The sequence below is a fragment of the Paenibacillus sp. 01T422 genome (genome assembly GCF_056398785.1).
Genome location: NZ_JBFTQB010000090.1, coordinates 1 through 11,756, shown reverse-complemented (window position 1 = coordinate 11,756; position 11,756 = coordinate 1). Strand labels below are relative to the sequence as shown.

At 44.8% G+C, this 11,756-nt stretch carries 13 protein-coding genes; 6 read left to right on the top strand and 7 right to left on the bottom strand.

Annotation, left to right across the window (positions count from 1 at the left end; genetic code table 11):
- The coding region (locus AC1DUA_RS07330) for an MFS transporter (RefSeq protein WP_477499103.1) at positions 1–487 on the bottom strand (487 nt) is incomplete at its 3' end.
- A gap of 22 nt (positions 488–509) precedes the next feature.
- Complete coding sequence (locus AC1DUA_RS07325) at positions 510–1,844, bottom strand: multi antimicrobial extrusion protein MatE (RefSeq protein WP_477499102.1); 1,335 nt, start codon at positions 1,842–1,844, stop codon at positions 510–512.
- Positions 1,845–2,025: 181 nt separating this feature from the next.
- On the opposite strand from AC1DUA_RS07325, the gene AC1DUA_RS07320 reads away from it, so the two are divergent.
- The 5 genes from AC1DUA_RS07320 to serS all read left to right on the top strand — a co-directional run bounded on the left by AC1DUA_RS07320 (position 2,026) and on the right by serS (position 6,663).
- Positions 2,026–2,340 (top strand): hypothetical protein, encoded by a 315-nt coding sequence (locus AC1DUA_RS07320; protein WP_477499101.1) that lies wholly within the window; start codon positions 2,026–2,028, stop codon positions 2,338–2,340.
- A gap of 30 nt (positions 2,341–2,370) precedes the next feature.
- Complete coding sequence (locus AC1DUA_RS07315; protein WP_477499100.1) at positions 2,371–3,003, top strand: hypothetical protein; 633 nt, start codon at positions 2,371–2,373, stop codon at positions 3,001–3,003.
- Between the two features lie 31 nt (positions 3,004–3,034).
- Positions 3,035–4,060 carry a tetraprenyl-beta-curcumene synthase family protein gene (locus tag AC1DUA_RS07310; protein ID WP_477499104.1) on the top strand — a complete coding sequence of 342 codons (1,026 nt, stop codon included), beginning with the start codon at positions 3,035–3,037 and terminating at the stop codon, positions 4,058–4,060.
- 35 nt (positions 4,061–4,095) lie between these two features.
- Entirely contained in the window at positions 4,096–5,064 is a 969-nt protein-coding gene (pfkA, locus tag AC1DUA_RS07305) for a 6-phosphofructokinase (RefSeq protein ID WP_477499099.1), read from the top strand.
- A gap of 315 nt (positions 5,065–5,379) precedes the next feature.
- On the top strand, positions 5,380–6,663 hold the full coding sequence (gene serS / locus AC1DUA_RS07300; protein ID WP_477499098.1) for a serine--tRNA ligase: 1,284 nt from the start codon (positions 5,380–5,382) through the stop codon (positions 6,661–6,663).
- A 59-nt stretch (positions 6,664–6,722) separates the two neighbouring features.
- Here serS and AC1DUA_RS07295 read toward each other — a convergent pair whose 3' ends face one another.
- Both AC1DUA_RS07295 and AC1DUA_RS07290 read right to left on the bottom strand, forming a co-directional pair.
- The gene (locus tag AC1DUA_RS07295) at positions 6,723–7,682 is read right to left on the bottom strand and encodes a D-2-hydroxyacid dehydrogenase (RefSeq protein ID WP_477499097.1); all 960 of its coding nucleotides are present in this window, start codon (positions 7,680–7,682) and stop codon (positions 6,723–6,725) included.
- A gap of 146 nt (positions 7,683–7,828) precedes the next feature.
- Complete coding sequence (locus AC1DUA_RS07290) at positions 7,829–9,013, bottom strand: putative glycoside hydrolase (RefSeq protein WP_477499096.1); 1,185 nt, start codon at positions 9,011–9,013, stop codon at positions 7,829–7,831.
- A gap of 103 nt (positions 9,014–9,116) precedes the next feature.
- Here AC1DUA_RS07290 and AC1DUA_RS07285 point away from each other — a divergent pair, with 103 nt between their 5' ends.
- The gene (locus AC1DUA_RS07285) at positions 9,117–10,274 is read left to right on the top strand and encodes an MFS transporter (protein ID WP_477499095.1); all 1,158 of its coding nucleotides are present in this window, start codon (positions 9,117–9,119) and stop codon (positions 10,272–10,274) included.
- A gap of 46 nt (positions 10,275–10,320) precedes the next feature.
- Here the strand turns inward: AC1DUA_RS07285 and AC1DUA_RS07280 are convergent, their stop codons facing one another.
- The 3 genes from AC1DUA_RS07280 to AC1DUA_RS07270 form a co-directional block, all read right to left on the bottom strand.
- The gene (locus AC1DUA_RS07280) at positions 10,321–10,557 is read right to left on the bottom strand and encodes a Sec-independent protein translocase subunit TatA/TatB (protein WP_477499094.1); all 237 of its coding nucleotides are present in this window, start codon (positions 10,555–10,557) and stop codon (positions 10,321–10,323) included.
- 129 nt (positions 10,558–10,686) lie between these two features.
- Complete coding sequence (locus AC1DUA_RS07275; RefSeq protein ID WP_079413795.1) at positions 10,687–10,881, bottom strand: hypothetical protein; 195 nt, start codon at positions 10,879–10,881, stop codon at positions 10,687–10,689.
- Positions 10,882–11,007: 126 nt separating this feature from the next.
- A partial coding sequence (locus AC1DUA_RS07270) for a YitT family protein (protein ID WP_477499093.1) occupies positions 11,008–11,756 on the bottom strand: 749 nt, incomplete at its 5' end.

Here is an 11,756-nt window from a genome sequence, read left to right as displayed (position 1 = left end):
GTCCTGTCCCGTAGTGTCTAAGCAGCAAACCGAATCCACCGGCGGATACAGCGAACCCGATGGAGCCCCACACACGGAATGAGGCGTAACTTTTGCCACTAGCTCGAATGCTGAGCATGAGTTGGCTGTCGTTGAGAGAATTAACCGGCTGCTGAAAGAAGAAAAACATCGCTAAACAAACGTACAAGAGGGAAAACCATCCCGCAGTAAACACTAAGATAGCTGTGATGAGCTGGCCAATGATCAGAATGATCATGATTTTTTTGACAGTTTGAAAACGGTCGCTCAAGAAGCCCCACAATAAATTTGTCGCGATTCCAATCAGCGGCCCAATGGCATAAAGCAATCCAATTTGAAGCTTGGAATATCCTTTGTAATCAAAGTACAGGGGGAAAAAAGTGACCACGATGCCCATTGTCATAAAAAAGGAAAATGTGAACAAGCGGAGCAGGCGGTGTTGTGACTTTATAAGATTAGACGTACTCATAGAGGATTATCACTCGTTTTCACTACAAATTTTTTGGAGAAAGACTTGGCTGCGGTTCTTCAGACGTGCGTTTGAGCACGTAAACGACGACAAGCAGCTCAGCTAGCGTGCCAACGGATTGTGCCAATGCCCCAATCATTCCGTTCCAGTCGGGTACGGCCCAAATGGCAATGAAAAGGGTTAACACCGTTATCATAGCATTCGCCGATTGCGAGAAAATCATGATTTTCGTTTGCCCTCTGAGCATGATAATTCCGTTCATATAATCCAGCCAAGGGAATACTAATGTCATAATCATGAAGATACGCATAGCATGCAGACTGGCGCGCATAAGCTCAGAATTAACACCCATCACATGGGACATAAACCAAGGGCCAAGAGGTGTATAAGCAAGAATAGCGATAAGAGTTCCAGGAATAAAGCTAAGAATAAATACAAATCGCAGAACGGACTTTGCATCTTTGCGATAGAAGTTCAACACGATTTGATGGATATAAGAGAAAAAACTTAAAACCAACTGCGTTAAAGAACCAGCAATCGCAAAAGAAGAAATAGCTAGGTGGATGTGCGTTGTTTTTCCTAAGACCGCATTAATAGATGGGCCGATGATGACGGCAATAATAGACGAATACAATAGCGGTTTATAGAAGCCGAAAATTTGTTTTTTGGTTTCAATGGGATTGCCAGGCGCCTTCTCGGGAATGACTTTTTTAAGTAAGCTGGTACCTTCCCAGATGGCTACTAAAGCTTCTATCACCATGCCCAATAGAAAAATAATAGCGCCAACTCGCCCGCTCGAAACATTATCTGTTGTAATAAAATATAACGATAATAAATACATAGCTACGATGCGTACGCCCATTCCGATGGTTAACCATTTGGTCCGCATATTAAAAATTATAATGCCGTGAAATAAGCACCGTAGTCCGGAAAAAATGCTTACGTACATCAATATACGGTAAACACTGATCGTAGATTCCAATAACTCGCTTTCCACGCCAAAGAAATAAAGAAATACCCACTCTCCGACCGGCGTGTAGCATATAATGAGACCAAGAAGGATGATACAAGCAAATACATAAGAACTAACCGCTGCCATAGCTCGAAATGAGATGCGGTCCCTGACGAGGGCTGAACAAGCTTGTCTTAGCAGAACAGCTGGTCTCTCGGTTATGCCTAACAAACTTAGTGGTAGCGCATAGCTGGCAATGACCAATTCGGGATTATCCGCCCGGGCAAGTGTGCTATTAATGATAACGTGCGAGAGGGTAACTAACGTTGCGGAAAGACCGAGGGGGAGAAAAAAGGAGATAAGCTGATTCCATGAGATCGTTCTTTTCACAGTTGAAGCGGTCATTTCTGTATCTCTCCTAACAAATTGTCCCTTCTAAAAACGTTATTTAAGTATACCAGAAAATGAAATATTGTTGACATACAATTTTAACTGGAAACCCAAGGTTTGAAGTGATACATTTAAAGGTAGAATGTTTCTTGAACTATCGCAGCATGTTTTTACTGCAAGGAGGTAATACCGAAGAATGAACTGCTATTTTCAATACAATGCCAGACTTGGCATTGAGACGCCATCCCTAGAACAAGATTGGGACTCTTACCCCTCTGATGTACGTGTTGACATCCTATTTCGATGGGAACAAATTCGAGGAGTCATCCCCGATCGGATCATGAAGCTAGAGGGCGCAATTATTCGTAAACAAAACCAGTTGGATCAAGAAGATGATTTCATAACTTCCTGTCGTTTGAATTCCGAAATTGCTGATTTGGCATCGATTATAAATGATCTTCACCTTTGGTTCCGAATTAATCAGGATTTGGAAGCGAAGACCCACCATTAAGTTTGTCTAATGAAAGGGAGAGTGACTGGCATGCATAGCAATAAAGATGGTGCAGACTGGCTGGAAGCTATTGCGAAGCCGCTCTTGGAGCATCTGCCTGCCTTATATCCAATTGAAGAATGGGATTTAGCAATGGATGCGAACATTGAAGCGATGTTACCGGCTAATATAATCCAAGGCAGTCCGGAGCAAGAGATGTATGGATTGGCCATCAAAGCAGGACTCTATTTACTGAATGAAAGCCTCGACAAGTCACACGATATTGCCCAGGAAATTACAAATGCTACTGGCAGCTACTGGCATGCTCTTATGCACCGGATGGAAGGCGATTATAGCAATGCGAAATATTGGTTTAATGATGTCGGCCATCATCCTATTTTCTCAAATTTAATTGCCTGCGTGAGAGATTATTTGAGTGTGAAAGACTTGGCGGATCTAGACAACGAGGCATTGCGCCAGAAACTGGAAGTACTGATTACTTCTCCTGTTTGGAATCCATGCGTATTTATTGACGTGGTAGAGCTTCAGGTGTCCCTGGTTCAAAATTCAACAGTCGATAGTTGGCTTAGACATATTCAGCGTTATGAAATGCAGCTTCTGCTGCAGTATTGCTATGAACAAAGTTGTGGAGGAAGTCTGCTTGAAGCAATTGGACAGAAGTAGTACGAAGGTTCCGCAAGGTCCGCTCCGGTTAATGCTTAGGGTATATAGATACATTTTACCGGATGTAGGCGAACAGCTTTCCATGTGGAAAACAAGAGCGGAGAATATTCCTGATACTGAACTGCGCACGCAAGCTTTAGCCAGCATAGCAACCAAGAAATTTCATTGTCAGGGCGGCGCCGTCTATGCGGCTGCCAATTTGTCGATGCGCCATGTGCTTATACCACTTATCGTTGCATTCCAGACGATCAGCGACTATCTAGATAATTTATGTGATCGCAGCACTTCGCTGGATCCTCAAGATTTCCGCCAATTGCATCAATCGATGCTGGATGCCGTAGATCCATCCAAACCTCTGCATGATTATTATGCGTACAGGCAGGAGAAAGAGGACGGCAACTATTTAAGGGATCTTGTTCTGAAGTGCCAATCCTGTATCGATTTGCTGCCGTCTTATGGACAAGTCGCGGATCAGGTGCGGGATTTCGTTGCTTTATACTGCGATTTACAAGTGTACAAGCATATCCGCAAAGATATGCGAGAGCAAGAGCTTCAACAGTGGTGGCAACTTCATCATCATCGTTATCGCCAGATTGCTTGGAATGAATTTGCGGCAGCTACGGGGTCGACGCTAGGGATGTTTATGTTGTTCCTTGCGGCATGCGATACACAGTTGAATGACAAGCAGGTGGAGGCGATTCGTGAGGCGTATTTCCCTTACGTCTGCGGGCTTCATATTTTGCTTGATTATTTAATTGATCAGGAAGAAGATATTCTTGGTGGAGATCTGAACTTCTGCAGCTATTACGGCTCTATGGAGGACACGGTCGAGAKGATTGCATTTATCGTGCAGGAAGCGCGCAGCAAAATTTTGTTCTTGGAACATCCGCGATTTCATCGTATGATAATCGAAGGTTTGCTCGCGCTCTATCTGTCAGACCCTAAAGTGAATGGACAACAACAAGTAAAAAACATATCCAAGCGTCTTATGAAAAATAGTCCGTTAACCCGGTTGTTTTTCTGGCTAAATAGCATGTATATCCGTACGACATCATGAATGTCATTCACAAGAATTTGAAGGAGGAAAATGAAATGTCAGCAGTAAAATCAATTGCAGTTTTAACAAGCGGAGGAGACTCCCAGGGGATGAATGCGGCGGTACGTGCGGTTGTAAGAAGCGCATTGTTCCATGGACTTGAAGTTTATGCCGTACAACGTGGCTATCATGGATTAATTAACGATGATATTCGCAAAATGGATCTCAGAAGCGTTGGAGATATCATCCAACGTGGAGGAACGATCCTGCAGACAGCACGCTGCAAAGAATTTATGACTCCAGAAGGTCAACAAATTGCTGCTGATAACCTGCGCCGCCGTGGCATTGACGGCTTGGTTGTTATTGGTGGGGACGGTTCTTACCAAGGAGCGAACAAACTAAGTAAATTGGGTATCAAAACGATGGGTCTGCCAGGGACGATCGACAATGACATTCCGTTTACGGACTTTACGATCGGTTTCGATACAGCGGTAAGCATCGTAGTGGATGCGATCAATAAGCTTCGCGATACAATGACTTCCCATGAGCGTTCATCAATCGTAGAAGTTATGGGACGTCACTGCGGAGAGATTGCTCTTTATGCGGGATTAGCCAGCGGTGCAGAAACGATCATCGTGCCAGAGGTTGAAGTTGACATTTGTGAAGTGGCTAACCGTATGAAAGACAACTTCTCCCACGGCAAACGTCACAGTATCATCCTGATCGCTGAAGGAGCAGGCACTGGTGACGGAGTTGCTAAGCAGATCACAGAGGTTGTTGGTATTGAGCCGCGCGTTACCGTTCTAGGTCATATTCAACGCGGTGGAACACCAACGCATAACGACCGTATCTTGGCAAGTCGTCTTGGTGATTTTGCGGTTCGTAGATTGATGGAGGGCGATTCTTCCAAAGCATGTGGCGTCATCAAAGGCGAGTTAGTCGCTACGGATATTAACTTAGTAGTTAATACAAAGCGTGAATTCAACAAAGAGCTTTATGAGTTGGCAAGTCGTTTATCCCAATAAAGTTAATAAGCAGAGTGCCTATTGACCTGAGGATTGACTTCGTCTATAATAGCGAACAACGTACAAAGCGACATTATGTCTATGAAGAGCATCCAACTCGGAGACGTTTATGATCGGAACGGCTGATGGCTGAATAAGCATCGACTCTCTCTAAGTAAACCGGCACCGCCCGTTATCGCGGAACCAAGCGGATGATGACAAGATATTGTCGTCATCAAGTTGGGTGGCACCGCGAGCAGAACGCTCCTCGTCCCAATTCGGACAAGGGCGTTTTTTGTCTTTTTCTCATATTCGAAAAGGAAGCGGTGACGGAGAATGTTGGATATCAAGTGGATTCGCATCAATCAAGATCAGGTTAAGGAAGCTGCTAAGCAGAAGGGAATTGAATGTCCCTTGGAGGAGCTCCTGGAAGTAGAAGAGAAGAAGAGGCAAGTGCAGCATCGTGTTGACTTGCTTCGAGCAGAGCGCAATCGTGCGACTGCCCAGATTGCAACGTATATGGCTGAGAAGAAGCGAGCGGAAGCCGATGAGCTGAAGGAGCAAGTTCGCAGCTGGAATGTAGGCCTGGCAGCGGATCAAGAGGAGCTTGCGAACTATGAGCAACGGTTCAAAGAACTTATGCTGGCAGTGCCGAACCTTGCTTCGCCTGACACACCTGAAGGCGCTACGGATCAAGATAATGTTGTCGTGAAAATAGTAAGAGAGCCTGCATCATTTGCATTCGAGCCTCGGGATCATCTGCATATCGGGGAGGATCTAGACATTCTGGATATACCGCGAGGTGTTAAGGTAGCTGGAACCCGCAATTATTACCTCAAAGGAATGGGGTTGTACTTGCACAGAGCGGTTCAGCAGCTAGCCATCGATCTGTTAACGGATCGTGGCTTCACGGTCATGGATGTACCGTTGATGGTTCGTGAAGAAACACTGGTGAACGCAGCGTTTTTTCCAGCTGGGAAGGATCAGACTTATGAGCTGCAGGATGAGAGCAAATGGTTAGTAGGAACATCGGAAGGACCGCTTATTTCGTATTATGCGAATGAAATTGTAGATCTTTCGGATGGCCCTATTCAGCTGGCGGCAGTATCGAATTGCTTCCGTAAGGAGGCAGGTTCGGCCGGTCGAGATGTGCGTGKATTATATCGCGTTCATCAGTTTGCGAAGGTTGAGCAGGTAATTGTTTGTAAGAATGATCCTGAGATGGCTGATCGAATGATGGAGCAGATTACGAGGAATGCGGAAGATATTCTGGATCTGTTAGAGCTGCCATATCGAATTGTTGCGGTGTGCGCTGGTGATATGGGGGCCAAAAATTATAAGCAGTACGATATCGAAACATGGATGCCAAGCCGGGCGGCCTATGGCGAGACGCACTCGTCGTCAAGCCTCCTTGATTTTCAAGCACGCCGCTGCGGGCTGCGTTACCGAGATCAGAATGGCGAGCTTCGCTATTGTTATACACTCAACAATACTGCTGTAGCCACACCTCGTATTCTGATTCCTTTACTTGAAAACCATCAGCAAGCAGACGGTTCGATCTATCTTCCTGAGGCACTTCGTCCCTATATGAGAGGATTAGCTGCGATAACTGCCAGATAATGATGAACGCACCTTATCACTCGGAAGCAATTCCGCGTAGGATAAGGTGCGTTTGTTGTTTAGTAACCTTCGTTGATGTTCACCAGGTTCATCATTTCTCCGCCATCCAAGAGCGCTCGCAAATTATGATAAAAGATCACAGATACACGCTCTGTATAATGCGAGGACGATCCCGCGATATGTGGAGTAACGATCACGTTAGCCATGCTCCAGAGTGGAGAAGTCGCCGGCAATGGTTCCTGTTCGAAAACATCGAGCGCAGCACCAGCGAGCGTACCTTCCTGGAGCATAAGCGTCAATGCACCTTCATCTATCACATCGCCTCGTGCAAGATTAATCAAGAAGGCGCTTGGTTTCATTAGGCTTAGATGCTCTTTCGTGATTAAGCCTCGCGTTTTTGGAGTGCTGGGAAGAAGCAGGACGACGAAATCACTTTGGGCAAGCAGAAGTTGAAGCCCATTATCGCCGCTGACGGTTTGATCATAACCAGACTGTGGGGTACCAGAGCGGTTTAAACCGATGACCGACATATCGAATGCTTTCGCTTTGCGGGCAACGGCTTCACCGATAGCTCCGGCACCAACAATACCTAGCGTTTTTCCAGCAAGCTCACCTACGGAGATACGCTGATACCATTCTCTTTGGAGCTGGCATTCATATAGTTCATTGGATTTGCGTACCCACTGAAGCATAAGACTGAGCGTAAACTCGCTCATCTGGATCGTATGTACTCCGCGCGCGTTAGTCAGCGGGATTTGCCGCTCTGCCAACGCTTGTAGAGGCAGCTTATCCACCCCGGCGGATAATGTTTGCATCCATCTGAGCTTAGGGGCCCTTTCTTTGGTGACGTATTCTGGATTAATCCGACCTGCTGTAATGATTACTTCAGCATCAGCAAGATGTTCTTGAGCATCTTTTGAAGATCTAAACCATTGGAATTGGGTGCGGCTCTTTAGATCCTGCGGCATTTGCTCTTCCATAAGGGACAGATCCATATCCGTAATGGCAACAATGTTCATTTCTTCAACTCCTCTAAAGTATCTCTTGTAATTGGCACTATCTCTTGTGTAACTTTTTGTGTACAGCTTAACCTCAAATCTGGTAACATAATCTTGATTATACGATAAAACACCCTGAGGGATATAGCCTCAGGGTGTTTCCTTGATTAATAACTAACATTAGGTGTGTAGTTGTTATTGGCATTCCATAGCAAGAATTCGTCTACGCCATTATCTTTTAGTGCGCGAATTTGTTCTTGCACTTCATGCGGGCCGTACTTAATGTAACCTGATACCCATGAGGCGGTGAAATCTTGAATCCAAGGGCGAACGACTGGCTTCCAACCTTTTTTGTCGATAGCTTCTAATTTCTTCGTTGTATCCTTCGATGCACCGTTAATTGTCACATAAGGGGCGGCATCTGGTACTTTAGCGCCAAACCAGCCCGTACTATAATGACTCGGATAAATCATCGGGGAAATGACATCGACATTTTGAGAAATTTTCTCGAAATCTTGTCCAATACCCTCAGCTGCCGGGACCGATGCGGCATATCCGAAAATATCAACGGAAACACGTACGCCAAGTGGCTGCAGTTGTTCTTTGGCATATTTGACGAAAGAGGCTACAGCATCGATGCGAGGACGCTCATCTTTGGTGTATTTGAGTGTGTCTGCTCTTTTCTCAAAGCCTTCCGGAAAACGGACGTAATCGAATTGAATTTCTTTGAATCCGGCTTTGACGGCTTCTTTGGCTACAGCGATATTGTAATCCCATACTTCTTTGTTATATGGATTTACGAAGCTGTCTGGCGGATTTTTGCCATTGCCCCAAAGCGTGCCGTCTGGATTAACAAAGGATAATTCTGGTTTCTTCTTAGCAAGAACGGTGTCCTTGAAAACAACGATGCGTGCAATGGGATAAATCTTATGTTCATCAAGCGTGCTCATCAGTCCAGGCATATTGCCAATGATTTTCTGGGTGGTCCCCATTGCGTCCAGTTCTGGATTGCCTGTTTCCCATGTGATGTAGCCCCAATCGTCTTTGACGTCGATGACCATGGCGTTCAGTTCCGTGTCGTCCATCAGTTTCACAAGTGTATTGAGACGGGCACCTCCGGCACTATGCGCAGTAGCATAGATACCTTTAACCTTGGGAGCGTCTTTTTGCGGATCTAGTTTGTTGGTTGGGGCGAGAGGATCAATTGGATCATTAGTTGGGGCTGGTTGAACGATTGCTACGGCATTCTTGGCATCCAGAGATGCTTGTACGAGCTGCTCGAAGCTTGCGTCAGGGTTAGCGGCAGTAACATTGCCCCAAATAAGGGCAAGTGAAGCAAGTAAAATTTCCATGATGTATAAGTCCTCTCCAATCTTGTTCTCTGCTTTATTATAAAGCAAGCAGCAAGCTCCGCACAGAGGAAATTTGTTGAGAGTTGTAGAAAGAAGGTAGTCGTTGTTGAAACTTGATAAGCAAATTGTATCTTTGTCGGGAGTTAACTTTTTTTACTATGCTTCAAGCGCAATCTTAATGCCTTATTTACCTCTATACTTGCAAACGAAAGGTTATACAGCAGCAGAAATTGGACTGTTAATGATGATCGGACCTTTTATCTCGATATTCGCTCAACCCTTCTGGGGGTATGTAAGTGACAGGTTCAATTCCGTGAAAAACATCGTATTTTTGCTGTGGGTGCTTTCATTATTAGGCAGCTTTGGGCTTTTTTTAACGAGCGGGTTCGGGCTTACATTAGGCTTTATACTGCTGCTTTATTTCTTCTTACTGCCATCGATCCCGCTCATCGATAATTTGGTCGTGAAATCAACAGCTGTTCGTGGAATGTCTTATGGCTCAGTTCGAGTATGGGGCTCCATTGGTTTCTCGGGGGTTGCATTAATTTCGGGACTGCTGCTGGATCAATTAGGCGGGGTAGCAAAAATTCCATATTTTTATTGGGTTCTGTGGATCTTTCCATTCCTGCTTCTTGCCTTTATTAAGGATGAGAAGAGTAGTGGACAGCGTATTACGCTAAGTGCAATCAGTATTATTTTTAAAAGTAAAAGCTTCCTGTGGTTTATGTTAATGATCTTGATCATTTCAATTCCACATCGCATGAATGATGCACTATTAGGCCTATATCTCAATAAATTGGGTGCCACGGATTCGATGGTAAGCTGGGCATGGGCAATTGCAGCATGTAGCGAAATTCCTGTATTTGCCTTAATAAATCGATACATTCATCGCTATCATGAGCTTACTGTTCTTGGAATTGTTGCTATTATCTATACAATTCGTTGGATTCTTTATTCGGTGATCACAGATCCTTGGGTGCTAATCGGGCTGCAAGTTACACAAATGCTTACTTTCGCAGTGTTGTGGATTGTTGCTGTACAATATGTCGTTCGTTTGCTGCCGGAACAGTTTGGATCAACGGGGCAATCAATACTTGCCATGGTGTTCATGGGACTAGCAGGAATTATCGGAGGTTCGATAGGGGGCTGGTTAAGTGAACAGTGGGGAGGCGCAAGCATGTATGTATTCGCGACGGTCATGTCTGCCATTGCAGCAGTTATGTTCTTAGGCACACAGGCGGTTATGCGCGGCAGAGGCTAAAAAAATAAAAGCACCCTGTAGAAAGAATATTACCGGGTGCTTTTCATTATTTGTTAACCTGACCTGCCTCTGTATTCGTTACTTCTGCAGGGTTAATCTCTTTGCGAACCGGTGCAGGCTGATCATCAGATGTGTTGTTACCGCCGTTTCCACTCGTTGCATCTTTGAATTCACGAAACATTTTGCCAAAACCTCTGCCAAGTTCAGGCAGTTTATTAGGCCCGAACAAGAGAAGGGCAACAATTGCGACTAAGATGATGTGCCAAGGAGATAATGCTCCCATTCTAGACACCTCCAATAATTTATCTTAAGCTCTATTATATCATATTCATATCATAACCTATATAGCCTAATTATTACAAACTCAATAACAATGTGTAAAAAATTGTGCATAATCAGAAAAAGACGCCCCTTAATGATAAAGGGCGTCTTTATGATGTTCCGAAATACTGAATTGAATAATCTCCATGACATCTTCTGCCTCGAGCGCCTCGATACCAAACCGAAGGACGATCTCAGAGTCCAGCTCACAGCTGGTTAAGAAGGGGTACAACTCGGGTGTTAATTTCATTACAATCCTGGATAATTTGACTGTTTCCACAAGCATCACCCTTCCAATCATAAGATTAGAATAAGAACTACGCCTGAACCACTCACGATGAAACCAGAACTATATGAAATTACAATCATTATAACACAATTTAATACGGATGAAAGAGGCTGGTTACACGATTTACGACTTCAGCTTGCGGAATTCGCCAACGACACCAACGGTTTCAACGATATTTACGAACGCTTTTGGGTCTATCTTCTTAATAATTCGTTTTAACTCAGCAAGCTCATAGCGGGTTGTGACGGTCATGAGCATATCATGTTGTTGTTTGGTATAAGCGCCTTCTGTTTTTACTAGTGTGACACCTCTGGGAAGCTGCAGCAGCTCATGAGTCAACTCATCCTTCTGTTTCGTAACGATGAACGCCGTCACCTTAATATGGCGAATATGTACCGTATCGACGACTTTACCACAGATATAGATGGCTAACATGGAGAAGAGGGCGAGGTCCCAATTATTTTTAAAATAACCGAGAGCCACAATTACGATCCCATTCATACCGGATATAATATTGCCCAATGGAAAATCGAACTTGCGGGTTAAAATCAAGCCAACAATATCAAAGCCGCCAGTGGAACCGCCAATCCTTAAGGTGATACCGCTTCCGATCCCGATCAATACACCACCAAACACTGCGCCAAGGATAGGCTCCTGCGCAACATAGCTAGTAGGTAGAATTTGCATCAACCACGCGGTTAAAATGACAGATGCAACACTGATCATAATAAATCTGCGGCCGATCGCAATCATTCCCCAGATCATGAGGGGTAAGTTGAAAATTAAATATAATAAGCCAATGTTCCAGTTCGTAAAATAGCCGATAATCATGGCGAATCCCGACACCCCGCCGCTAAGCAGCTGGTGAGGGA